Raw genomic sequence first — 23,612 nt, forward strand, 5'->3', positions numbered from 1 at the left:
CCGTGACTCACTACGTTCTCATCGGGCTTGGCATCCTGATTGCCATTCTTACCGTGGTTGCCGCGCTCGGCTTGCTGCCGTCGCTGCGCATCGTCCCCGACAACACGCATTTCGACTTCACGCGCTTCCGCCGCATCAGCTTCCCGATCTCGGCGGTGCTGTCGATCGTCGCCATCACGCTGTTCTTCACCCACGGCTTGAATTTCGGCATCGACTTCCGCGGCGGCACGCTGCTCGAGGTGCAGGCCAAATCCGGCACGGCCGACATTGCCGCGATGCGTACGACGCTGGATGCCTTGGGTCTCGGCGAAGTCCAGTTGCAGCAGTTCGGCGGCCCCGAAAACGTCCTGATCCGCGTCGCGGAGCAGCCGGGCGGCGACGCCGCCCAGCAGGAAGCCGTGCAGAAGGTCCGTGGTGCGCTCGGCGATTCCGTCGAGTATCGCCGCGTCGAGGTGGTGGGTCCGCGCGTCTCCGGCGAGCTGCTGGCCTTCGGCATGCTGGGCCTGATGCTCGCGATCGTCGCGATCCTGATCTATCTCTGGTTCCGCTTCGAATGGCAGTTCGCGCTTGGCGCCATGATCGCCAACGTGCACGACATCGTGCTGACGATCGGCTTCATGTCGATCAGCCAGGTCGATTTCGACCTGACCAGCATCGCCGCGCTTCTGACCATTCTCGGCTATTCGTTGAACGACACGGTCGTGATCTACGATCGCATCCGTGAAATGCTGCGGCGGTACAAGAAGATGCCGATGCCGCAGCTTCTCAACGAGTCCATCAACTCGACGCTGTCGCGCTCGATCATCACCCACGTCACCGTGACGCTGGCGCTGCTTGCGCTGCTCCTGTTCGGCGGCCATGCCATCCACAGCTTCACCGCGGTGATGATGTTCGGCGTGGTGCTGGTCGGCACCTACACCTCGATCTTCATCGCGGCGCCGATCCTGATCTATCTCGGCGTCGGCACGCATCGCGAGGATGCTGCGGATACGGCTACGCCGGCGAAGAAAAACCGGCCATGATCCGAACCGCGCGCCCTCGCACGAGTTTGCGAGGGCAGTAGGCCAATTCGGACGAAGCTCATGACCGGCGATCCCAACGCTCCGCATTTCCCGCGCTCGGCGCCGATCGAGGCCTATGGCAAGGGCGGCTTCGCCTTTGCCGGCATGTCGCATCGCGGCTCGCTACTTTGCCTGCCTGATGCGATCTGGGCCTGGGATGTGACGGATCCCACGAAGATCGACCGCTATTCGCTCGACCGGGTCTTCACGGCAGCCAATAGCATCGACACGCTGCTGATCGGAACCGGAACCGGCCTCTGGCTGCCGCCGCCGGAGCTGCGTCAGGCGTTGAAGGCGGTGAGGGTGGTGCTGGACACGATGCAGACCGGGCCCGCCGTGCGCACCTACAACATCATGATCGGTGAACGGCGGCGCGTCGCGGCCGCCTTGATCGCCGTGCCATGAGCAGCACTGAGGCTCCTGCCGACGCGGCCGCCTTCTGCGCAGATCTCGTGCGCAGCCACGACTTTCCGCGCTATGCCGCAACTCTGTTCATGCCCGCCGCCGAGCGCCGCGCCCTGCTGGCGCTCTACGCCTTCAATGTCGAGATCATCCGCGTACGCGACCAGGTGAGCCAGCCCTTGCCCGGCGAAATCCGCCTGCAATGGTGGACCGACATGCTCGCGGGCCAGGCCCATGGCAGCGCCGAGGGCAATCCGGTGGCGGCCGAGCTGCTGCGCGCGATCCACGATTTCGAGCTGCCGGTCGAACCGTTGTCGCTGCTGGTCGATGAGCACCAGTTCGATCTCTACAACGATCCGATGCCGACCATGGCGGCCCTGGAAGGCTATCTGGATGCGACCTGCTCAGCACTGTTCACGCTGGTGGCCCGGATCGTGGCGCCGCCGTCGGCGGCGATCGAGCATCTCGCACGCCATGCCGGGCTCGCCCAGGGCATCGTGCTGGTCGTGGCCAACCTGCCGCGCGATGCCGCGCGCCGGCAATTGTTCCTGCCGCGGCAGATTCTGGACAGCCATGGCTGCCGCATGGAGGATGTGTTCGCCGGCAAGCAGACGCCCAGCCTGCGCACCGTTCTGGATGAACTCTGCAATGAAGCCCGGCAGCATCTTGCAACGGCCTCGTCGCTGCTGGCTGAGCTCCCGCCATCGGTGCGATCTGTGTTTCTGCCGCTCAGCCAGGCGCGTGCCGACCTGAAGCGGCTGTCGCGGGCGGATCGCAATCCCTTCACGCCGGCCCCATCGTCGCGATTGCGCACGCTGTGGACGCTTTGGCGGGCCTCGCGCTCACGTGAATTTACCAAGTAGGGCTTGGCTTATCGCCTGGGCCACCCAAATGCTCTATGCTGTCCCATGGCTGAGTTGCCCCAAACCGCATCCGCTGCGACCGTCGATCCGGTCGATCTGACCGGCCTTCCGGTTGTGCCGGCCGATATCCGCGCCGCGGCCGACATCATTCGGGGCGCCGTCGTCGAAACGCCCTGCAACTACAGCCGCACGCTGAGCAGCATTTGCGGTTGCGACCTCTGGCTCAAATTCGAGAACCTCCAGTTCACCTCCTCGTTCAAGGAGCGCGGTGCTCTCAACCGGCTCACGGCACTGACGCCGGAGGAGCGCGTGCGCGGCGTGATCGCGATGTCGGCGGGCAACCACGCGCAAGGTGTCGCCTATCATGCCAAGCGGCTCGGCATTCCCGCCACCATCGTGATGCCAGTCGGCACGCCGATGGTGAAGGTCGAGAACACCAGGCACCACGGTGCCGAGGTGATCGTCACTGGCGCGACGCTGGAGGAGTCCGCGGCGTTTGCGCGCGGCCATGGCGAGGCCCGCGGCATGATATTCGTCCATCCCTATGATGATCCGTTGGTCATCGCGGGGCAGGGCACGGTCGGGCTGGAAATGCTAAGGGCGGTGCCGGAGCTGGATATGCTGGTCGTCCCGATCGGCGGCGGTGGCCTGATCAGCGGCATTGCGATTGCGGCGAAATCGCTCAAGCCCTCATTGCGGATATTGGGCGTCGAGGCTTGGCTCTATCCCTCGATGTACAACGCGATTCACGAAGGCAATTTGCCCGCGCGCGGCGACACGCTGGCCGAGGGCATCGCGGTGAAATCGCCCGGCAAGATCACCACAGAGATCGTCCGCCGTCTCGTCGACGATATCGCGCTCGTGAATGAAGCCGAGCTCGAGCGTGCGGTTGCGACCCTGATCTCGATCGAAAAGACGGTGGTGGAGGGCGCCGGCGCCGCTGGCCTTGCCGCGATCATGTCCGATCCGTCTCGCTTTGCCGGCCAGAAGGTTGGGCTGGTCCTGAGCGGCGGTAACATCGACACGCGGCTGATCGCGTCCGTCCTGACCCGCGAGCTCGCGCGCGAGGGACGGCTGACTCAGTTGTCGCTCGATATTCCGGATCGGCCGGGCCAGCTGGCTGCGGTTGCTGCACTGCTCGCCGAGGCGGGCGCCAACATCATCGAGGTCTCGCACCAGCGGACGTTTTCCGACCTGCCGGCCAAGGCGACGCTGCTGCAACTGGTCATCGAGACGCGCGACAGCGCGCATCTCGATGAAGTCATGGCGAAGCTCAGCGCATCCGGATTGAGTGCGCGCTGCACCTGAGCGGCAGGACGCCCGGGAACCTCGTATCAAGCGCGGACGTTCGAGGCAGAGGCTCGAGCGTCCGCCTCTGTTTCCAACGTAAGCAGTGCAACTGCGGCAGTTGGCCGCCCGTGGTGGCAGCCAGGCGAGGGAAGTTCTAAGCTGGCGCACGCATGGGGAGTGGGCGCGACTTAGAACCGAGACTTGGAACTGAAAGGACCTGCGATGGCGAAGAACACGATTTGCCTCTGGTACGACAAGGATGCCGAAGCTGCTGCCCGCTTCTACGCCGAGACGTTTCCCGACAGCGCAGTGCACGCCATCCACCGCGCGCCCAGCGACTATCCTTCAGGCAAGGCCGGCGATGTGCTGACGGTCCATTTCACCGTTGCCGGCGTTGCGTGTCTCGGCCTCAACGGCGGCCCTGTGTTCAAGCACAACGAGGCCTTCTCGTTCCAGATCGCCACCGACGATCAGGAGGAGACCGACCGCTACTGGAGCGCCATTGTCGGCAATGGCGGGCAGGAAAGCGCGTGCGGCTGGTGCAAGGACAAATGGGGCATTTCCTGGCAGATCACGCCACGTGTGCTCACAGAGGCGCTGGCGGCCGGCGGAGCTGAAGCGAAGCGCGCATTTGAAGCGATGATGGGTATGACAAAGATCGACGTCGCCGCGATCAAGGCGGCGCGGCGCGGTTGACGCCACGGGCGCTTGAACTCCTACGCCGATCGAGACGGTGTGCTCGCGATCGAGCGCGCCGTCTTACCACCAGCCCCGCTGCATCGGCTGCATTGGTTGCATCGGCTGATAGTACTGGTACTGGCCGCTGCGGCGGCGCGGATTGACAGGTTGCAGATTCGGATCGCGCTGCTGGAAGAAGAACCCGAAACCGCCGTTGTCCCCCCAGCCGCCGTCTTCGCTCGCCACGGCCATCGGGGCCGTCGGCTTGCGCGTGATGAAGCCGCCCTGCGGCTGGTTGCTCAGCACCGCGACGAACTCGGTGCGATAGTTGGTCTCTTTGCTCAGCGGCTCGTCCGAGATGATGATCGACGAGCGCGGCATGGCGGTCGGGGCGATGCGATCCAGCACATCCTGCGGGATTGTGATCCGGTCGAGCGCGTCCTTGGCGTCGTCGCCATTGTCGATCGTGACCACGCTCCAGCGCAGACCGGCATCGTTCTTCGCCATCGCCGTGAAGATGTGCGTGCCGAGCGGCTGGTCGGGATTGCGGATAGTGACGGGAACTTCGATGCTGGTATCGAACACCTCGCCGCCGCCGTCCGGCGCCGGCTTGTGTGTGTTGCGCCGCACGTAAAGCTTCTGCGTGGCACGGCTGATGTAGACCGAGACCGGCTCGAGCGCGAGCTTCGCCTCGGTCGCCGCCTTGACGGCATCGGCCTTCTTCGTCGCTGCTTCCTTGGCGGCCTCCTTGGTGGCCGCGGCGGCGTCGCGCTTGGGCTGCGCATCGGTCTTGGCGGCGTCGAACTGCGTTGCTGCATCCGCAGCCTTGGTGGCGGCCTTCTGCTTCAGCTCCTCGGCCTTTGTCCGGGCCTGATCCGTCTTTGCGGTTGCGAGCGCCTTGTCGGCGTAGGCGAGCTCGGCGTCGGCGCGCGCCTTCAGCCGTTCCAGATTGCGCAGCGTCGCCGGAAGCGCTGCGGCCTCGCGTGCCGCCGCAGCGGCAGCCTTCTTCGTCTCGTCGGCGGCCCGGGTGGCCTCCTCGGCCTCGCGGGAGAGCTTGTCGGCGCGCGCAGGGGCGGCCGCAATGGCCTCCTTCTTCGGCACGAACAGCGCGGGGTGGGAGAAATCGACCGGGGCCGCATCGTTAGGCGAGATGATCACCCGCATCCCGATGTTCGTCTTCTCGAACAGATTTTCTGCGAAGCCATAGGGCATCCGCACGCAGCCGTGCGAGGCCGCATAGCCGGGCAGCGGGCCGCCATGCAGCGCGATGCCGTTCCAGGTGATGCGCTGCATGTTGGGCATCCAGGCATCGTCATACATGGTCGAGTGGTGGTCCTTGTCCTTCTCGATGACGGCGAAGACGCCGGCCGGCGTCTCGCGTCCGGTCGTGCCGGTCGACACCGGGGCACGAAGGATCCAGCCGTCGGCGTCGTAGAAGGTGACTCTCTGGCTCTGGATCGACACGATCGCCATGATCGGCTCGCCGGCCTCGCGCGGCGCCGTCGCCTCGACAGCGGCCGCGGGGCGCACCTGCTTGGCCGCGGCGCCTGCGGTCTGCGCCGTCAGCGCGATCATCGCGGCGAGCGTGACAATGCCCGGAGAGCCCCAACGCCGGATCGCCGTGGTGGATTGCGCCGCCGTCAACCGATCTGCCATGCCATTCCTCGAAATGCCTATCCGCGCCTGCGTCGATCAGATGTCAGCTTGCGACACTCGGATTAACGAACCTGCCGCCATCAACGCCGCCAACTCGCTTCTGGGGGCATTTCGGTGGCAAATTCCTCATATATGACCGCCTGCGTCTGAGGAAGGGTGGCTCGCCCGTGGAGCTGGTCCCAAACTGGTGGTCGATTTGCCGCAGGTGGTCTTTCGCTTTGCAGCGAACGGCGCCAGCTGGCCTCAAATGCACAGACTGAGCAGCTTGATGTGACAGCTATCGGTTTTGGGCCGGCTTGGGGAGGGGACCTCACGCTTCACGGCAACGAGGGGTTCCTTGTCCTTTTTGCCCTTGCCCGGCTTCGGCTCGTAATCGCCCGCAATCACCATGGCCCAGTAGGTGCGCTTACCGCTGGCGTTCCTGGCGCTCGCGATCCCGACGCGGGATGCGTTGTGCAGCAGCAGGTTCTTGCGGTGCCCGGAGGAGTCGATCCACTGACCGAGCGTCTTCTCGAAAGTGTCGTAGCCGTAGGCGATGTTCTCTGCAGCGCGACCCGCATGCGCTGGCGCGACCCGCCTGGTGAACGGGCCGAGGGCGTCGTGGCTGAGATCATCCTTTGCCGCCATCGCACGGGCCTGCTCCATCGCGATGCGGTCGAGGGTTGCGTCACGGACGACGCGGGCCTCGCCATGTTTGACACGGAAGCTGGAGATCTGTTCGGCCGGGGACTCCGCGGCGATCGCGGGCGCGGCGGCCAACAGCATAAGGCCGGCGACCATTCCGCCAGCCACACGACCGGTTATCCTCCCCCAAATATCCATTCCCCACCAAGCGGACCGCAATACCCGGGTCGGTTGTCCATTGGCAATGTGGAGGCTTCAAGGCGCCGTCCAGGCTAGCTTGCCGGCAGGTCCGCCTCGAAATTGAAGCGGTCGCGCAGGTTTTTGCGCTGCTCCAGGATGTCCTTGAGAAAGGCGCGGTCCTGGTCGTTCTTCATCATCGGCTCGATCAGGTCGACCTGGTTCATGGCGACCAGTTGCAGGATCTCGGTGCGCGGCTTGCCGCTGATATCGCGCGGCAGCGCATGCACGACCTGGATGTGTTCCGGGGGCTTTGGTCCCTTGGCGGCGGTCAGCTCGCTGCGAAGCTGGCCCTCGAGCGCGGCCTGGTCGGCCTCGACGAAGGCATAGAGCCCGACGCCCGAGCGGCGGTCCGCGAAGGCGACGATCGCGGTGTCGCGTACGGCCGGATTCTTGCGGATCAGGGCGGCCAGCACCGGCGCGTCGTTGACCAGCCGGCGGCCGCCGCCCTCGCGGTCGGTGAAGTTGAACAGGCCGCGCGTGATGGCGCGGTAGACCTTCTTGCCGGTGGCGAGCCACAGGCTAGCGGCGAAGGATTTTTTCGCGAGGATCTTGCGCTCCCGCGGCGTCAGCGCATCCGGAGCATAGGAGCGCTTGTGCTTGAGGAGATGCCGGAGGTCCTCATAGGCGAGGATGCGATAGAGCCGGCCACGGTTCTTGAAGCAGGCGGCGAGCTGGAAATCGGTCACGTAGGCGCGGCCGTCGCGGCCGACCAGCCAGTTCTGCTCCTTGGCGAGGTCGTTGTGGCAGATGCCGGCACGGCGCAGCCGGCGCAGCGCCGCTTTGGCCGAGCGGAAATAGGCGAGGTCGCCATGCGGCTTTGCCAGATGCAGCGCGACGCCATCGACGAAGCCGCGGACCAACGCGCGGCGGCCGGCCCACAAGAGTTCGGGGCCGACGTTCAGGCCTTTGGCGAGCGCCAGCGCATGCTTCTCGCGCGCGAACAGATGCCGCGCCAAGAGGAACGACCACCACGGCACTTCATCGAGCCGGCGCAGGACGGCCTCGACCTCGCCGGCATCGCCGCGGAAGCGGCCACGCTCGACGGTCGAGAACACGTCGCGCTTGAGCAGCACGCCGTCGGTCCAGCGCGCCGACAGCACTGCGGCGTCTTCTTTTGAGAGGCTCATCGAAGGCTCACGCCGCTGCGGCAATGTGCAGGTGATCGGCGATCCAGCGATCGAGATCGGCGAGCGCCCGCGCGCTCAACGCCTGCTTCTTGGCCACAGTCTTCTCGTTGCCGCGCAGACGCGTGCCGTCGGGCTTCTTCGTTGGCGCGCTTGCGAGCGGCGGGAACAGGCCGAAATTGATATTCATCGGCTGGAACGAGCGCGTGCCCGCTTCGATGGTCTCGATGTGCCCGCCGGTGATGTGGCCGAGCAGCGATCCGAGCGCCGTCGTGGCCGGCGGGCTCGCGAGTGTTTCTCCGCGCGCGTCCGCTGCCGCATAGAGGCCGGCGATCAGGCCGACGCTGGCGGACTCCACATAGCCTTCGCAGCCTGTCATCTGGCCGGCAAAGCGCAGCCGCGGCTGTGCGCGCAGGCGGAGCTGGCCGTCGAGCAGCTTGGGCGAGTTCAGGAAGGTGTTGCGGTGCAGGCCGCCGAGCCGGGCGAATTCGGCTTTCTCGAGCCCGGGAATGGCGCGGAAGATGCGCTGTTGCTCGCCGTACTTCAACTTCGTCTGGAAGCCGACGATGTTGTAGAGCGTGCCGAGCTTGTTGTCCTGGCGAAGCTGCACGATCGCGTAGGCTTTTGTGGTGGGATCGTGCGGATTGGTGAGGCCGACCGGCTTCATCGGGCCGTGGCGCAGCGTCTCGGGCCCGCGCTCCGCCATCACCTCGATCGGCAGGCAGCCGTCGAAATAGGGCGTGTTGGTCTCCCACTCCTTGAACTCGGTCTTTTCGCCCGAGAGCAGCGCGGCGACGAAGCCGTCATACTGGTCCTTCGTCATCGGGCAGTTGATGTAGTCGGCGCCGTTGCCGCCGGGACCGACCTTGTCGTAGCGCGACTGGAACCAGGCCACCGTCATGTCGATGGAGTCGCGGTGCACGATCGGCGCGATCGCATCGAAGAAGGCGAGCGCGTTCTCGTCGGTCAGTTCGCGAATGGCGTCGGCCAGCGGCGCAGAGGTGAGGGGGCCGGTCGCAACGATCACATTGCCCCACTCGGCCGGGGGCAGGCCCGCGATCTCGCCGCGGGCAATCTCGATCAGAGGATGGTCTTCGAGCGCCTTGGTGACGGCGGCCGAGAAGCCGTCGCGATCGACCGCCAGCGCGCCGCCTGCCGGCACCTGGTTGGCGTCGGCGGCACGCATGATCAGCGAGCCGAGGCGGCGCATCTCGGCGTGGATCAGTCCGACGGCGTTGTTGGCGGCATCGTCGGAGCGGAACGAGTTCGAGCAGACGAGCTCGGCAAGCCCGTCGGTGCGGTGCGCCTCGGTCATGCGGGTCGGCCGCATCTCGTGCAGCACGACGGGGATGCCGGATTTGGCCACCTGCCAGGCGGCCTCCGAGCCGGCTAGCCCAGCGCCGATCACGTGCACAGTGTTGGATTGGGATCCTGTCATGGGCGGGACAGGTAGCGCTTTTCGGCGGCCGTTGGAATCGCCGAGATCGAGTTTTCTGCCTTTCAGATACGACAACGCCCGCACAAGGCGGGCGCTATCGGTTCGTCCGGTAAGGGCTGATGCGGTATCAGCCCTGATATTGACCGGCGGCAACGCGCGGGATGTCCGAGCGATCGAGGCCGATGTCGGCCAGTTCGCGATCGCTGAGCTGGGACAGCTCGGCAACATTGCGCTGATAGTCCCGGAAGGCCTGGATCATGCGGATGAGCGAGAGCAGCATAGTAGTCTCCTGTAGTTCGATTCAACCCTTGACCTGAGCGTCATCGTTGAAATGAATATAGATGGGAGTGTTGCAGTGCGGAAGTTCCGATGTTGCGATGCAGCTAAGCGAAGAACGCATAGCGTGAGTAAGAGACGCTTAACCTCTCGGCGAGCCTGCCCAAGCGGCGGGCGGGATTACCCGGAGTCAACAACAAACGTCCGTGAAATCACGGACTTATGACCGCATCTGCGGTTCCATAGAAACTGGAAATAGGTCGCGCAGCGGTCGTCCGCAAGCCAGCTGGATAGCTTCTAGACCCAAGTGACGCATGCGCGAATCGCATGTTTCGGGAACTTTTCGTGTGAATATTGATTCAATCCTTTGATTGAGAATCGATCGATGCATCTGAAGCCGATCGTCGGTACTTTGCACGGAGCCCGATGGCTCGCGCTTGGTCCCTGGAAAGGTCGTCGTCGATCTCAGGCCGTTTGCAGGCCGGCTGCTGCGCTGGACGCACGCCCAGCGTGTACGGTCTGATTACGAAGTTGTAATGAAAATCAGAAAATTCGCATGCGGCTCTGCGCAGCGCGCAACATCACGCAATTCTCGCGGGGAATTTATTGCGGCAAGTTGACGCGTCCGGAGGAAAGTCATGCCGCAGATTCCGGCAATGTCGTCGGTTCTGTGTTCAAGAATAAGAGAAGGAAAGTAACATCATGACGAAGTTACTCGGGGTTATCGCAATTGCTGCCGTTGCCTTTGCCGTCGCGCCGGCTCAAGCCGCCAAACATGCCGCGGGTGGGTGCAGCTCGGCCAATCTGGAGCACACGGAGACCGCCATCGAGAACATGGCTGATGGCGACAGCAAGTTCGTCGCCCAGAAGGAGATCGCAGCCGCTCAGGACTCGTTGCTCAACGGCAAAATGGGTGCGTGCGGTGCGCACCTGAACAAGGCGATGCGCGCCACCACGGGTAAGTAAACGCTCGAAGAGGGCCGGTCGCGATGCGATCGGCCTGCTTTTTGTTCAGGACTTGTTTTAAGGAGCGCGCGCGAGCTGGGCGGCGAAGTAGGCCACCGTCTTGGCGTAGACCTCGCTCTTATTCCACTGCTGCAGCACCGCGAAGTTCGGGCTGCCCGGCTGCCAATCCTTGCCGCGCTGCCAGCCATAGCCGGCCAGATAATTGGCGGTGGAGGCGAGTACGTCGGGCGCGTTGTGCAGCAGGTCGCGCTTGCCATTGCCGTCGAAGTCGACGGCATATTTCATCCAGGACGATGGCATGAATTGGGTCTGGCCGATCTCGCCGGCCCAGGCACCGCGCATCTCGGCTGGCGCCAGATCGCCGCGCTGGACGATGCGCAGCGCATCCATCAGCTCGCCCCGAAACTGTTCGGCGCGCCGGCAGTCATAGGCGAGCGTGGCGAGCGAACGTATCGTCGGAAACTTGCCGGTGTTGACGCCGAAATCGGTCTCGAGCCCCCAGATCGCGACCAGCACCTCGCCCGGCACGCCATACGTCTGCTCGATGCGGGAGAGCACCGAGCCATACTGCTTCATCATGTTGGAGCCGCGCTGCAGGCGCGGCGGCACCATGCGGCCGGAAAATTCCTCAAAGGTCTGGCTGAAGACCTTTTGCGAGCGGTCGCGATTGAGCACGGCCTGATCGAGCGTCACGCCGGCAAGCCCCGCAGTGATGGCTTGCTGCGAGATGCCTTTGGCGGCTGCTTCGGTTTTGAAATCAGCAAGCCAGGCGTCGAAATTGCCGGACCCGCATGCGGTCGCGGCCAGCGCAGGTTCGGCTGAGACGATTGACGCGGCGAGGGTGAAAGCTACGAGAGCAAGACGAGAAATCGTCGGGGTCATTCGAAAGAATTCATTCCGTGAAGTGGTATGACCGGCGGCGGGAATGTCGGTGGTAACCGCGGCCAAAGCAAGGCCTATGAAGATGATCCGATCCTGCCCGGCATGCGGGCAGGATCGAGTGTTGCTGCATGTTACTAGGCTTCTGTGTCATTCCGCCAGGGGAAGAGGTTGGCGGGGAAGTCCGCTGCCGGCTTGCGCGGGCGATGCGGCGGTGGCGGCACCGGCCGTGCATCGGGATCCGACACGATCACCTTGCGGTAGAGGTGCCAGGTGGCGTGGCCGAGCAGGGGGATGACCACGGCGAGACCCAGGAAGGCGGGAATCGTGCCGAGCGCCAGCAACACCGCCACGACCAGGCCCCAGCCCAACATCGGCACCGGGTTCTTGGCGACGACGCGAAGCGAGGTGACCATCGCCTCCAGCGCACCGGCATGCCGGTCGAGCATCAGCGGGAACGACACGGCGCTGATGCAGAGCGCGGCCAGCGCGAAGACGAAGCCTATGCCGCAGCCGACCACGATCAGCCACCAGCCTTGCTGCGTCGTCAGCACGCGCCTCGCGAAATCCGAGATTCCGGTCACGCCCTCATAGCCGAAGGCGGCAACATAGATCGCCTGCGCGGTCGCGACCCAGGTCACGAACAGAGCGAGCAGCAGCGTGCCGAGACCGAGCATGGCGCCGAAGGAGGGCGAGCGCAGCACCTCCATGGCATCCCAGGCGCTGGCTTCTTCACCGCGTTCGCGCCGGCTGCTGAGTTCGTAGAGCCCGAGGGCCGCGAACGGGCCGATCAGGGCGAAGCCCGCGGCGAGGGGAAACAGCAGCGGCAGCACCGAATAGCCCATCACCACGCGGGCGAGCACGAGGCCCAGCACCGGATAGATCACACAGAGGACGATGGCGTGACTCGGAACCGCCTTGAAATCCTCCCAGCCGCGCTTGAGCGCATCGTGCAGATCGGACAGTTCGATGGTTCGGATCACAGGTCCAGCCGCATCCGCGCTCTGGGCCATCGTGGGGACATTGCCCTGGGATAGTGTGGCCATGATCGCTAGCTCCCTTGCCATGCGGCCGCATCCGGCGCCGGCAACGGCGCAAGCGGCCGCTCTTCGTGAATTTTCGCGATCCCGGCCAGACGCGAATTTCCGGATGGCATCGCGAGCTGAACGGAAAAGCTACTCCCAATTCCGAGTCCTGTCCCTCACGCTTGGGTGAAATTCGATGTCGCAGTGCAACCTCGAATGTGTCATTCGGTCGTCATTTCGCCGCAGATAAGCTCATGCTTGGCGGTTCGCTGAACTCGGCGGGCGCGACGCAGAAACTTCGTCTATAAGTGCCAACTTGAGGCCCTTCCAACGGATCCTTTTCGGGGAACAGACATGAGCATTTTCGGAAAAATCATGAGCGCGATCTTCGGCAGCCAACCGGCTTCCGCCGCGCCCCCCGGTGGCGCAGCTTCGGGCGGCGCGTCCGCAGGGGCCGCGCCGAGCGGATCGGCGCCATCGTCCGCGCCGGCTGGCGCGCCCATGGCAACCGTGGACGTCGCCGCGATCGTCGACAAGGCCGCCGCCGCCCACAAGGGCGAGAAGCTGGAGTGGCGTACCTCGATCGTCGACCTCATGAAGGCGCTCGACATCGATTCGAGCCTGGCCGCCCGCAAGGATCTCGCCAAGGAGCTCGGCTACACCGGCGACATGAACGACTCGGCCAGCATGAATGTCTGGCTGCACAAGCAGGTGATGTCCAAGCTCGCCGCCAATGGCGGCAAGCTGCCGCCGGAGATCAAGCACTAAGCGGCACCGCCGTCGCAGCAGGGGCCCGCGATGTCGCGGGTCCTTTTGCTTTCAGGCGACGAGATCGGCATCCTCCGGATGCCTGTCGAGATAGTCGGCGACGAAGCCGCAGCCCGCGATCACCTTCTTGCCGTCGCGGCGGATCAATTCCAGCGCGCCCTTGATCAGTTCGGAAGCGATCCCGCGGCCGCGCAGCGCGCGCGGCGTCTCGGTGTGGGTGATGATCACGGCCGACGGCGTCAGCCGATAATTGGCGAAGGCGACCTCGCTGCCGATGTCGAGCTCAAAGCGGCTGCTGTCCTTGTTGTCGCGTATCGATGCCGCCATGCGAGATCCTTTCGAAGCCGAGCTTGCTCCGTGATCTAGGCGCCTGAACCCGCCCTTGCCAAGGCGCGACCAAGGAAGGTTGCCGCAGGGGAGATATCCGAAAAATGCGTGTCCCGATCAGTCTCATGGCCGTGCTTGCCGCGCTCGTCGCTGCCCTGCCGGTGCCGGCCTCGGCCGAAGGCGGTCCGGCCTGGGAGGCCTGCGTGGGACTGACCAGCACGCCGGAGGAGCGGGTCAAGGCTTGCTCGACCGTAATCGACACCAGGAGCGAGAGCGGCCGCAGGCTCGCCGGGGCCTATTGCAATCGCGGCCATGGCCTCACCGAGAAGCGCGAACTCGACGCTGCGCTGTCCGACCTCGACGAGGCGGTCAGACTTGCTCCGGACTACGCTTGCGCCTTCAACAATCGCGGCCGCGTCTTTTCCTTCAAGCGCGACTATGATCGCGCCATCGCCGACTACGACGAGGCGATCAAGCTCGATCCGTCGCTGGCGCTTGCCTACAGCAACCGCGGCGAGTCGCGCTACAACAAGGGCGATCTCGACGGCGCCTTTGCCGATTTCAGCGCTGCCATCAAGCTCGATCCCAACTATGCCACGGCCTATACCAATCGCGGCCTAGTCTATTACCGCAAGCGCGACATGCCGCATGCGCTGGCCGACTACACGATGCGGATCAAGCTGGCGCCCGGCCTGCTCGCCTATATCGACCGCGGCAACGTCTATCGCGACAGCGAGCAGCTCGACCGCGCCGCCGCCGATTACGGCGAGGCGATCCGGATCGCTCCGACCGATGCGCGCGGCTGGCGCAATCGCGGCATGATCCGGCTCTACCAGGGCGATAACAAAGGCGGGCTCGCCGACTACGACATGGCGCTGCAATACGATCCGTCCGACGTGTTCTCCTGGAACAATCGCGGTCAGGCCAGGATGCGGCTTGGTGACAAGCAGGGCGCCATCGCCGATTTCAGGAAGGCGCTGGAGCTGCGTCCCGGCCTGCCGATGGCGCGCGAGGCGCTCCAGAAGCTTGGGGCCGGATAGCCGCAGTGCGGCATGGGTGTCGACCAGCGAGCATCGCGCGGCGACCGCAAATAATCCTCGACATCGCTCTTGCAAGTTCCACTGGGGTTCCCACGTCCTTTGAAGGACATACGCCCGAATGCGGCAGGCAGGGTCGCTAAACATTCGGAGTGTCATGATCGCCAGCCGCAGACGTATGCCTCTGTTGGAGGAGGGTACGATGTCGGACTTTGGTTTCTTGAATACTCACCGAACTTGGGAAGACTGGTGCGGGATGCTGGTCGGCGCGTTGATCGTCGCGTCGCCATGGTTCCCTGTCCAGGATCAGCCGGCGATCGTCTCAAATCAGATGGTGATCCTGAATTCGGTCGCCGTCGGCCTGGTCGTGTTTGGCATCAGCCAGCTCGAATATGTCGCGCTGCAGCGCTGGCAGGAGATAACGACGATCCTGGTCGGACTGTGGCTCATCGCCTCGCCCTATGTCCTCGGCTATTCCGGTGAAGGCTTTCTCCGCATCTACCACACGAGCCTCGGCGCGGTGGTGGTGCTGCTCGGCGTTCTCCAGCTGTGGCAGGACTGGGACATGAGCGACCAAGACCTGCTCAAGCATGGGCAATAAGTCGTAGATATCGGCAGGCCCGCTCCGCTACGAGCGGGCCTGTGCTCTCATCTCTTCAGAATATCCGCATAGTCCGGATGCTTGTCGATCCACGCCTTCACGAACGGGCATTGCGCGATGACTTTCAGGTCTGCGGTGCGGACCTGGTCGAGTGCGCCCTTGACGAGTTTTGAGCCGATGCCCTTGCCGCCGAGTTCGGCGGGCACCTCGGTGTGGACGAAGGTGATGACGTCGCCGTCGAGCCTGTAGTAGGTCGCAGCGATATGGCCTTCGACATCGAGCTCGTAGCGGTTGTGGGCCTTGTTGTTGATGACGTCGCTCACGTCGTCTCCGCTCAACTCTTCAGCGAGTCCGTCAGCATCTTGCGGATCGACCAGGCCTCGCCATCGGAGGAGCCCTTGATGTCGTCGATCTTCCAGCTGTTGGCCTCACGCACGAAATCATAACGCACGATCTGGTCGGCAGGTTTGCGGTCGTTGCGATGACCGGTGATGGTCACCGCGACCGTAGCCTTGTCGGCCTCCATCTTCTCGGCGTCAATCTTGAACGATTTCACGTCCGGTTCCTGCGAATTGGTGACGGGATCGAAATCGACCGGACCGACGTCGCCCTTGGGCGTATGTGCATCGGCCTTGGCCCACAGCGCGACCAGCGCTTTGGAGAGATATTTGGCCTTGGCCGCCTTGTTCTCGACGACGAAGGCGCCGCCACCATCCCCCTTGCCCTTGGCTGCGCGGGTGTAGATTGCAGTGAGGATCGCCACCGGATCGGTTGGCGCGGGCGTCTGGGCGAGGGCCGGGTTGATGCTGGCGAGGAGGGAGGCGGCAATGAGGCTACGGCGGGTCAGCATGGAATTCCCTTGAGATGATGGCGCACAAGGATAGACCGGAGCGGGCTATGTCAGCGCGTATCTCTGTAGACCGAAGCGGAGGCAGTTCGGTTCAATCGGCCGCTTTGGCGAGCCGCGCGTCTTCAGGCTGGTGCCGCGGGCGCAGGCAACCCTGACAGATGACGAGGGAGCGGTTGATGTGAGCCTCCTGCTCGGCCTCGATACCGTCCTGCGCCTGCCACCATTCCTTCGAATAGGGTTGAATCCCGGCCTGCGCGTTGTTGTGCTCAGGTCTGGCGGCGGTCCGCATCGCGCGCGATGGCTCGGCGGTGGAATGTGGCTGATTGGGATTTTCTCCGGCGCCATCCCAGGCATAGCGCGCCGGCGCGAAGGCCGGATCGGACGCTAGACGGGCTTGCGGAGCCACAGCACACCCGGCGAGCGCCAGCGACAACAGGAGGACGGCGGGCGCTTTGACCATGATGAGGCACTCTGTACGCGAGAACTGCGCGAGGTTGCGCCGATCATGTTTAAGATTCCCTGAACGATCGCGGCTGTGCGAACGACCAACGCGAATGCGATACCTGATCCTGCTGTTCGTTCTACTCGCGACTGCCGCCCGCGCTGACGACGTAAAACCGTTCAATCCGGCCGACTATCCGTCCGAGGTGCAGAAGGCGCTGCGCTATGCCAACGAAGAGTGCGACAGCCAGGGCGGCGGGCAGGTGAGCTTCACGCCGGACACGGTGCGCAGGATCGATCTGACCGGCGATGGCCGCGACGACTACATCGTTGATTTCCACGACACCAAGTGCGGCGATCGCGAGACGACTTATTGCGGAACCGGCGGCTGCCTCCTCGACATCCTGGTGACGCTGCCGGACGGCAGCGTGCGTCCCGTCTTCGACGGTTATGTCCGCAGCTACGAGATCAAGGCAAAGCCGATGAAGCGCGGCGCCGCGCGAACCATGCGCTTCGATCTGCATGGGAGCTTTTGCGGCGGCTTCGGCGCGCAGGCCTGCTTCAAGGAGAAGGCCATCTCGGCGACGCCGTTCGAGTTCAGGAAGCCGTAGGGCAGGTGCGCAGCCGGCGGCCTTGCGGGGCCGCGGGCGATGGCGATAAATGGGCCGCAAAGGGCGGGGCGCGTGCGCGCCGTCCGCCATCGATGAGGAAGCCCGATGCAGCCCTTGCGCATGTCCCGCCGCGTCATGAATCTCGCTTACATGCTGACCCAGAATGCGCGGCGGCACGATTCGCGCCCCGGCTTCGTGTGGGGCGACAAATCCTGGACCTGGCGCGAGATCGATGCGCAGGTCTCGGCGTTGGCCGCCGCACTTGCCGCGCGCGGCATCAAGAAAGGGGACCGCATCCTCGTCCATTCCAAGAATGGCGACGAGATGTTCGTCTCGATGTTTTCGGCGTTCCGGCTCGGCGCGGTCTGGGTGCCCACCAATTTCCGTCTGATGCCCGACGAGGTCGCCTATCTTGCCCAGGCCTCCGGTGCGAAGGCGTTCCTTTGTCATGTCGATTTTCCCGAGCACGCCGCGGCGGTGAGCTGCGGTGCACTGGAGTTTACCTGGAGCATCGACGGCAAGGCTTCGTTCGGCGAGCGCACGGTGGCCGATGCCATTACCTCGCAGACCGGCGCTGATGTCGCGAATGTCGACGTCGAATACGACGATCCCTGCTGGTTCTTCTTTACCTCCGGCACCACCGGCCGCTCCAAGGCTGCCGTGCTCACCCACGGCCAGATGGGATTCGTGGTGACCAATCATCTGGCCGATCTCACGCCCGGCACGACGGAGCAGGATGCATCGCTCGTGGTGGCGCCGCTGTCGCATGGCGCCGGCGTGCACCAGTTGATGCAGACAGCGCGCGGCGCGCGTACCGTGCTGCTGCCGACGGAAAAATTCGACATCAACGAGGCGTTTCGCCTGATCGAGGCCCACCGCGTCAGCAATCTCTTCACGGTGCCGACAATCTTGAAGATGATGGTCGAGCACCCCGCCGCAGACAAATACGACCATTCCTCGCTGCGCCAGGTGATCTATGCCGGCGCGCCGATGTATCGCGAGGATCAGAAGGCCGCGTTGAAGAAGCTCGGCAAGGTCATCGTGCAGTATTTCGGCCTGGGCGAGGTCACCGGCAACATCACCGTGCTGCCGGCGGCACTGCATGATCCCGAGGACGGCCCGCATGCGAAGATCGGCACCTGCGGCTTCGAGCGCACCGCCATGCAGGTCTCGATCCAGGACGATGAAGGCCGCGAACTCGGGGCCAACCAGAGCGGCGAAATCTGCGTGATCGGTCCTGCGGTGTTCGCCGGCTACTACGACAACCCCGAGGCCAATGCAAAAGCGTTCCGCAACGGCTGGTTCCGCACCGGCGATCTCGGCCACATGGACGAGGAGGGTTTTGTCTACATCACCGGCCGCGCCTCCGACATGTACATCTCCGGCGGCTCCAACATCTATCCGCGCGAGATCGAGGAGAAGATACTGACGCATCCCGCGGTCGGCGAGGTCGCCGTGCTCGGCGTGCCCGATCCGACCTGGGGTGAGGTCGGCGTCGCCGTCTGCGTCGTGTGCGACGGTGAGAAACCCGTGAGCGAAGCGGAGATGGCGGCGTTCCTGAGCCCGAAGGTGCCGCGCTACAAGATGCCGAAGCGGTTCTTCTTCTGGGAGGCGCTGCCGAAGTCCGGTTATGGCAAGATCCCGAAGCGCATGGTGCGCGACGAGCTCGAGGCGCGCGGGCTGCTCGATCTCGACAAGACCAAGGCGGGCTGAGCGGCATCATGCGCAGCATCAAGCAGCCGGGCGCGCCGATCGCCGAGCGCATCCAATGGGTGGAGGCGAGGGGACGCGCCTTCTCGTTCACGCTCCAAGCCGGCCTGCCGCTGCTGCAAGCCGTTCACCGCGGCCTTGCGGCGGAAGGCTTTGCCGGAGGTGTGTTGAACTTCCGGCGCGGCGCGCTCGGGCCGTTCGCCTACGTCATGCCGGCGCTCTCGAAGACGGGCGAGAATGCTGCGTTCTACAGCGACACGTTCCGGCCCGGCGGCATCACGCAGACGAAGCTCGGCGGCATGACGCTTGGCCTGCGCGACGGCGCGCCCTTCTTTCATTGTCACGGACTCTGGACCGAGGCAGATGGCCGCGCCAGCGGCGGCCACATGTTGCCGGATGAGACGATCGTTGCCGAGCCGTTCGAGGTCGAAGCTTTCGGGCTTGATGGTGCGATGTTCACCGCTGAACCTGATCCCGAAACGAATTTCAAACTGTTCGGGCCGGTGGCTGCTGTGAGCACCCGCGCGCGCACGACGAGCCGCGCCTTCGCGCTGCGGCTGCGGCCGAACCAGGATTTTGCGGAAGCGCTTGAAGGCTTCTGCCGCGCGCACGGCATCGCACGTGCGAAAATCCATGGCGGTGTCGGCTCGACCATCGGTGCACGCTTCACCCATGGCGGCGTGACCGAGCCGTTTGCCACCGAGTTGGCCGTGACGACCGGGACGATCGCGCCCGGCCAGTCCGGAGCGCTCGAAGCCGCGCTCGATGTCGCCCTGGTCGACTACACCGGCGGCCTCGCCGAGGGGCGCCTGATCCGCGGCGACAATCCGGTGCTGATGACCATGGAGCTGGTGCTGGAGGTGTTAGGCTAGTATCGGCGAGCAGGCCGGAACCCGCTATCGTGACGCCGCAATAGATGCGGCGAGCGATCATCAGGGGTGAGCACGTAGCTTGGCAATGGCCAGGAACGTAGATTCACTTACCCCTGATATGGCTGAGCTCGATCCTTGAAAGAGGTCGAGCAGCGGAGATTGAGCCTGACCGGTGCTCTGGTTGTTTTTGATGTCATACATGGCGGAGAAACGGTTCAGCAGCTTTGCAACCTTCGCGGGATCGGAAAGATCCTTGATCTTCATGAATCTGTCCACGAACTTGGCCTGCTGATCGATCGGCATCGCCGCCATCGAATCAGGAAGATCGAAGGTGGTCCTGAACACCTCCGAAAGAGCCTTGTCGGCAAGGATGTCATATGCGGACGTGATTTCCCCCGCCTTTCGCTGGAAATAGAGCGCCAGGCGCACGCCGGGATTCGTATCCCCCTGCTGCTGCTCCAGGCTTTGCTGGAGATAGTTCGCCTGTGTTTCCCGAAATTGATCTCGCTTCTGAGGACCCATCATCGGCAGGCGCGCGACGTTGCCCTTGTTGTCGAAGTTGAACGACGCCACGATTTCAGCAAAGCGCGGATCGCTTTGCGTGTTTGCGAAGCTCTTTGGATTGCTCAGATCGGAGCTGAAGATCTTCTTGAGATATTCGGTGCTGACTTTCTTGGGGTCCAAGCCTTTGGCGACGAGAATGAAATCGACCATCTTCCGGTTTGCGAGCAGATCGGAAACGCTTCCTATGTCCGCGATCGCTTCCTGATAAGTCGTCGCGTCTTTCTGGGCTTGGTCCCGAACTGCCTTCTGCTGCTGAGGGCTTGCCTGTTTCAGCGCTGCAATGACGTAGTTCCTGGCAATATCGAGGACTTCAGCCGAGTCCTGAGCCACCAAGGGGGTCGTCAGATTGCCTTTTGCGTCGAAGTTGAAGGCGCGTGCGAGCTCTACGTATCGATCGTCCTTGAGGGTATATACGTAGCTCTTGGGGTTGCTGAGGTCGCTTTCGAGGACGGCCTTGATAGTGGCCTGCGAGACCTCTTTGGGATCGAGGCCGACGGCTCCCAGCGCAAAATCATACACGTTTGGTGTCGATACGAACGCCTGGACCGAATTGACCTTGAGGATGGCCGTTCTGAATTGCCTGATTGCAAAGGCTTCGTTCAGCGGGCTTGCCGCCGAATAGACCGCGGCCTTGCTGTCGTCGAACCTCTGTTTCGTGATCGTGACATTTGCAGCAGTCTGCGCGGACACACCTGGCGGAAGCGACCCGTCAGGCGAAAACTCGAACGCGCCGGCCAGATCTACAAACCCGCCAATCGTCGCTATCTCGCCGCTGAGGCTGGAAATGCTGTTCGTATATGACTCCAGGTGATGCTTTTCCACCAGGATCTGGACGTTCAACTGGGTCACGTTGGCGCCCGGTTGCGATAGTTGGGCGGTGTAGTCGGCTATCTTTGAATTGGCGGCGCTGACATCCGATCGGGCTTGAGCAAGCTGGGCGTTGAGGCCAGTCAACCGAGAAGCGAAGGTGGTGTTGACGTAGCTGTTTGGATCGGATGGATCGCTGCGCAGGACCTGGCTTATCGTGTCACGCGGCCACTTGCTTTGATCGATCCCATATGCCGAATAGACATAGTTGCGAAGACGGTCGTTGTTCAGGAGCTGGTCTGCACCGCTGATGTTGCCGATTTCTGCGCTGTAGTATGTCGAGTCGTCGGCAAGTGCATCGACCTGGTGCTTCTTGGTCGCCGTGTACAGACCGATCATCTCGTCGGTCTGGTTCTCCGATTGCGCAACCGGCGTTGCACTGCCATTGAAGGAAAATGCCGCGGCAAACTCCCGGTAACGCTTGTCCACCAGCTTGTTGACGAAGCTCTTTGAGTCGGAGAGGTCGCTCTCCAGCACCTTTTTCATGAAAGCCTTGGCGTACGCCATGTCTTCCAGGCCATACGCCTTCATCGCATAGTGATACAGGCGATAATCCTTCATAAAATCGTCGACGGTCTTCACCTTGCCGATGTTGGCCTTGTAATAGGCGGCCTCTCGCGCCACGTCCGGTTGCTGTTCGACCCGCGTCAGGGACTGCTTGAGATTGCGCGTAATGTAGTTGTAACTGAAATACGTTGACACCATCGCGCATTCCTCGCGGCTTTACGGTCCCGGACTTCCGTCAATCATTGCCGGGTCGCGAGGTGGAGGCTGGCATCATGCCAGCAGACTGTCTCAGAGCTACGTCTTCTTAAGGCGATTCTAGCCTACAATCTTAGGTTTCAATTTGCGTCCAAGTGACGCATATCGGGTTTATTTCTATCTGTTTCTGTATGTTTCTCAGATGCGGCTTTCGCGAAGATTGCGTTCCTGATATGTTCCGGTCAAGATAAGATCGGAATGGGGAACCGGGCATGAGCCGAAGAGGCAGTCGAACGATCAACCTGCCTGCGCCGTATCTGAAGCGGGTCTGGCTCGACCCGTCGCAAGTTCGCGATCGCGAGGTCTATCCGTTCTGCCTGCCCATCTTTCCGGATGATTTCGAACTCAACTTCGAAGCCGCCATTACGATCATCGTTGGAGAGAACGGCACCGGAAAGTCGACGATCCTCGAGGGCATCGCAGCGCTCGCCGGCTACGACGATGCCGGTGGCGGCAAGGGTTACATGCCGGTCGATCATTCCGAAGCACGCGAGAAGATGGGCGGCCAGCTCTCCAAGGCGCTGCGCGCAAGCTGGCTGCCGAAGATCACCAATGGCTGGTTTTTCCGCGCCGAGAGTTTTTTCTCGGTGGCGCGATATCTTGACAAGGCCGCACGTGATGCCGGCCAGGTTGGCCCCGATTTCCTGTCGCATTCCCATGGCGAAGGCTTCCTGCGCTTCTTCGAAGAGCGCTGCCAGCGCCAGGGCATTTTCATCTTCGACGAACCGGAATCCGCGCTGTCGCCATCGCGGCAGATCGAATTCCTCAAGCTGCTGCGTCGCATGGAGGACTCCCGCATCTGCCAGGTCATCATGGCCACCCACGCGCCGCTGCTGATGGCCTATCCCAACGCGCGGCTGCTGCGGCTCGGAAAATATGGGCTGGAGCCGACGACGGTGGAGCAGACTGATCATTATCGGGTGATGTGGGAATTCTGTACCGATCCGCGCGGGTTCGTCGAGGCGACACTGGCGGAATAGGCGAAACATTCCCGACGGTAGGTCCCGCCACGGCGGTGCCACGAACTTGTCTCCCCGCGGTCCAAAAATGCGTTACGATGACCCCAGCGCGCACCAATCGCGCTAGGTCAAAGAGACGAGATGAGGACACGACATGAGGGTGACGATCGGTAAGGCGATCGCCGGGGTGGCGGCGCTGGCGGTGGTGGGGATGGTGTTGACGGCGGCTTTTGAGCCGGTTTGGGCGCACGGGCCGACCCGGCAGAAGGTGCGGGAATCCATCGAAATCAATGCTCCGCCGGCCAAGGTGTGGGCGGTGATCGGCAATTTCCAGGACATGAGCTGGTTGGCGCCGGTCACCAAGACCGAGGGCGAGAAGGGCAATGAGATCGGCGCGACGCGGCGGCTGACGCTGACCGGCGGGGCCACCGTAGATGAGGAACTCTACAAGTTCGACGCCGGCGCGATGACCTATTCCTACCGGATCACCGCCGTCGACGTGAAGGTGCTGCCGGTCAACAACTATTCCTCGACGCTCACGGTGACGCCGAGCGCCGACGGCAAGGGGTCGACGGTGGAATGGGCCGGTGCGTTCTACCGCGGCTTTCCCAACAATGATCCGCCGCCCGAGCTGAATGACGAAGCCTCGGTCAAGGCGGTGAAGGGGCTCTATCAGGCCGGCCTCGAGGCGCTGAAGAAGAAGATCGAGAGCGGAAGCTGA

The 23,612-nt window shown here is 63.4% G+C and carries 26 protein-coding genes; 14 read left to right on the top strand and 12 right to left on the bottom strand.

Annotated features, from left to right (window positions below):
• The first annotated feature begins 2 nt into the window (after window positions 1–2).
• The 5 genes from secF to K289_RS0106775 all read left to right on the top strand — a co-directional run bounded on the left by secF (window position 3) and on the right by K289_RS0106775 (window position 4,312).
• On the top strand, window positions 3–1,022 hold the full coding sequence (secF, locus tag K289_RS0106755) for a protein translocase subunit SecF (RefSeq protein WP_027550797.1): 1,020 nt from the start codon (window positions 3–5) through the stop codon (window positions 1,020–1,022).
• A gap of 60 nt (window positions 1,023–1,082) precedes the next feature.
• A complete protein-coding gene (locus K289_RS0106760) occupies window positions 1,083–1,466 on the top strand; it encodes an Mth938-like domain-containing protein (protein ID WP_027550798.1) in 384 nt (127 codons plus the stop codon).
• Window positions 1,463–2,326: a phytoene/squalene synthase family protein gene (locus K289_RS0106765; RefSeq protein WP_027550799.1), complete on the top strand. Its 864-nt coding sequence runs from the start codon at window positions 1,463–1,465 to the stop codon at window positions 2,324–2,326. The genes K289_RS0106760 and K289_RS0106765 overlap by 4 nt, the downstream gene beginning before the upstream one ends.
• A 45-nt stretch (window positions 2,327–2,371) precedes the next feature.
• Window positions 2,372–3,634, top strand: coding sequence for a threonine ammonia-lyase (locus tag K289_RS0106770; RefSeq protein ID WP_027550800.1), 1,263 nt, complete (start codon window positions 2,372–2,374; stop codon window positions 3,632–3,634).
• A gap of 204 nt (window positions 3,635–3,838) precedes the next feature.
• Window positions 3,839–4,312, top strand: a complete 474-nt coding sequence (locus tag K289_RS0106775; protein WP_027550801.1) for a VOC family protein — start codon at window positions 3,839–3,841, stop codon at window positions 4,310–4,312.
• A 63-nt stretch (window positions 4,313–4,375) separates the two neighbouring features.
• Here K289_RS0106775 and K289_RS0106780 read toward each other — a convergent pair whose 3' ends face one another.
• The 5 genes from K289_RS0106780 to K289_RS48485 form a co-directional block, all read right to left on the bottom strand.
• Window positions 4,376–5,950 carry a L,D-transpeptidase gene (locus tag K289_RS0106780; RefSeq protein WP_027550802.1) on the bottom strand — a complete coding sequence of 525 codons (1,575 nt, stop codon included), beginning with the start codon at window positions 5,948–5,950 and terminating at the stop codon, window positions 4,376–4,378.
• Window positions 5,951–6,193: 243 nt separating this feature from the next.
• Window positions 6,194–6,730, bottom strand: a complete 537-nt coding sequence (locus K289_RS0106785; protein ID WP_371260790.1) for a CAP domain-containing protein — start codon at window positions 6,728–6,730, stop codon at window positions 6,194–6,196.
• A gap of 116 nt (window positions 6,731–6,846) precedes the next feature.
• Entirely contained in the window at window positions 6,847–7,941 is a 1,095-nt protein-coding gene (locus tag K289_RS0106790) for a serine/threonine protein kinase (protein ID WP_027550804.1), read from the bottom strand.
• A gap of 7 nt (window positions 7,942–7,948) precedes the next feature.
• Window positions 7,949–9,376: a methylenetetrahydrofolate--tRNA-(uracil(54)-C(5))-methyltransferase (FADH(2)-oxidizing) TrmFO gene (gene trmFO, locus K289_RS0106795; protein WP_027550805.1), complete on the bottom strand. Its 1,428-nt coding sequence runs from the start codon at window positions 9,374–9,376 to the stop codon at window positions 7,949–7,951.
• A gap of 127 nt (window positions 9,377–9,503) precedes the next feature.
• Window positions 9,504–9,656 carry a DUF1127 domain-containing protein gene (locus K289_RS48485; protein ID WP_007590701.1) on the bottom strand — a complete coding sequence of 51 codons (153 nt, stop codon included), beginning with the start codon at window positions 9,654–9,656 and terminating at the stop codon, window positions 9,504–9,506.
• Window positions 9,657–10,354: 698 nt separating this feature from the next.
• On the opposite strand from K289_RS48485, the gene K289_RS0106805 reads away from it, so the two are divergent.
• The gene (locus K289_RS0106805) at window positions 10,355–10,618 is read left to right on the top strand and encodes a hypothetical protein (protein ID WP_027550806.1); all 264 of its coding nucleotides are present in this window, start codon (window positions 10,355–10,357) and stop codon (window positions 10,616–10,618) included.
• Window positions 10,619–10,675: 57 nt separating this feature from the next.
• On the opposite strand, the gene K289_RS0106810 is transcribed toward K289_RS0106805, so the two are convergent.
• Window positions 10,676–11,500, bottom strand: coding sequence for a lytic murein transglycosylase (locus K289_RS0106810; protein ID WP_027550807.1), 825 nt, complete (start codon window positions 11,498–11,500; stop codon window positions 10,676–10,678).
• 134 nt (window positions 11,501–11,634) lie between these two features.
• Window positions 11,635–12,543: a DUF2189 domain-containing protein gene (locus tag K289_RS0106815; protein WP_027550808.1), complete on the bottom strand. Its 909-nt coding sequence runs from the start codon at window positions 12,541–12,543 to the stop codon at window positions 11,635–11,637.
• 333 nt (window positions 12,544–12,876) lie between these two features.
• Between K289_RS0106815 and K289_RS0106820 the strand changes: the two genes are divergently transcribed.
• The gene (locus tag K289_RS0106820; RefSeq protein ID WP_027550809.1) at window positions 12,877–13,290 is read left to right on the top strand and encodes a DUF3597 domain-containing protein; all 414 of its coding nucleotides are present in this window, start codon (window positions 12,877–12,879) and stop codon (window positions 13,288–13,290) included.
• Window positions 13,291–13,341: 51 nt separating this feature from the next.
• Here the strand turns inward: K289_RS0106820 and K289_RS0106825 are convergent, their stop codons facing one another.
• Window positions 13,342–13,617, bottom strand: coding sequence for a GNAT family N-acetyltransferase (locus K289_RS0106825; protein WP_027550810.1), 276 nt, complete (start codon window positions 13,615–13,617; stop codon window positions 13,342–13,344).
• Between the two features lie 104 nt (window positions 13,618–13,721).
• Between K289_RS0106825 and K289_RS0106830 the strand changes: the two genes are divergently transcribed.
• Both K289_RS0106830 and K289_RS0106835 read left to right on the top strand, forming a co-directional pair.
• Window positions 13,722–14,657, top strand: a complete 936-nt coding sequence (locus tag K289_RS0106830) for a tetratricopeptide repeat protein (RefSeq protein WP_027550811.1) — start codon at window positions 13,722–13,724, stop codon at window positions 14,655–14,657.
• Between the two features lie 154 nt (window positions 14,658–14,811).
• Window positions 14,812–15,255: an SPW repeat protein gene (locus K289_RS0106835; RefSeq protein WP_371260791.1), complete on the top strand. Its 444-nt coding sequence runs from the start codon at window positions 14,812–14,814 to the stop codon at window positions 15,253–15,255.
• A gap of 47 nt (window positions 15,256–15,302) precedes the next feature.
• Here K289_RS0106835 and K289_RS0106840 read toward each other — a convergent pair whose 3' ends face one another.
• The 3 genes from K289_RS0106840 to K289_RS0106850 all read right to left on the bottom strand — a co-directional run bounded on the left by K289_RS0106840 (window position 15,303) and on the right by K289_RS0106850 (window position 16,565).
• Window positions 15,303–15,578 (bottom strand): GNAT family N-acetyltransferase, encoded by a 276-nt coding sequence (locus tag K289_RS0106840; RefSeq protein ID WP_027550813.1) that lies wholly within the window; start codon window positions 15,576–15,578, stop codon window positions 15,303–15,305.
• Window positions 15,579–15,589: 11 nt separating this feature from the next.
• Window positions 15,590–16,105, bottom strand: a complete 516-nt coding sequence (locus K289_RS0106845) for a DUF3828 domain-containing protein (protein ID WP_027550814.1) — start codon at window positions 16,103–16,105, stop codon at window positions 15,590–15,592.
• Window positions 16,106–16,196: 91 nt separating this feature from the next.
• Window positions 16,197–16,565 carry a hypothetical protein gene (locus tag K289_RS0106850; protein ID WP_027550815.1) on the bottom strand — a complete coding sequence of 123 codons (369 nt, stop codon included), beginning with the start codon at window positions 16,563–16,565 and terminating at the stop codon, window positions 16,197–16,199.
• Window positions 16,566–16,659: 94 nt separating this feature from the next.
• Between K289_RS0106850 and K289_RS0106855 the strand changes: the two genes are divergently transcribed.
• From K289_RS0106855 to K289_RS0106865, 3 genes are all read left to right on the top strand, one after another.
• On the top strand, window positions 16,660–17,157 hold the full coding sequence (locus K289_RS0106855; RefSeq protein WP_027550816.1) for a hypothetical protein: 498 nt from the start codon (window positions 16,660–16,662) through the stop codon (window positions 17,155–17,157).
• Window positions 17,158–17,262: 105 nt separating this feature from the next.
• Complete coding sequence (locus K289_RS0106860; RefSeq protein ID WP_027550817.1) at window positions 17,263–18,870, top strand: acyl-CoA synthetase; 1,608 nt, start codon at window positions 17,263–17,265, stop codon at window positions 18,868–18,870.
• Window positions 18,871–18,878: 8 nt separating this feature from the next.
• Window positions 18,879–19,739 (top strand): PCC domain-containing protein, encoded by an 861-nt coding sequence (locus K289_RS0106865; RefSeq protein ID WP_027550818.1) that lies wholly within the window; start codon window positions 18,879–18,881, stop codon window positions 19,737–19,739.
• 60 nt (window positions 19,740–19,799) lie between these two features.
• On the opposite strand, the gene K289_RS0106870 is transcribed toward K289_RS0106865, so the two are convergent.
• Window positions 19,800–21,875 carry a DUF1217 domain-containing protein gene (locus K289_RS0106870; RefSeq protein ID WP_027550819.1) on the bottom strand — a complete coding sequence of 692 codons (2,076 nt, stop codon included), beginning with the start codon at window positions 21,873–21,875 and terminating at the stop codon, window positions 19,800–19,802.
• A 269-nt stretch (window positions 21,876–22,144) separates the two neighbouring features.
• Between K289_RS0106870 and K289_RS0106875 the strand changes: the two genes are divergently transcribed.
• Complete coding sequence (locus K289_RS0106875; protein WP_027550820.1) at window positions 22,145–22,912, top strand: AAA family ATPase; 768 nt, start codon at window positions 22,145–22,147, stop codon at window positions 22,910–22,912.
• 133 nt (window positions 22,913–23,045) lie between these two features.
• The gene (locus K289_RS0106880; protein ID WP_027550821.1) at window positions 23,046–23,612 is read left to right on the top strand and encodes an SRPBCC family protein; all 567 of its coding nucleotides are present in this window, start codon (window positions 23,046–23,048) and stop codon (window positions 23,610–23,612) included.

The sequence above is a fragment of the Bradyrhizobium sp. Cp5.3 genome (genome assembly GCF_000426265.1).
GTDB classification, from domain to species: domain Bacteria; phylum Pseudomonadota; class Alphaproteobacteria; order Rhizobiales; family Xanthobacteraceae; genus Bradyrhizobium; species Bradyrhizobium neotropicale.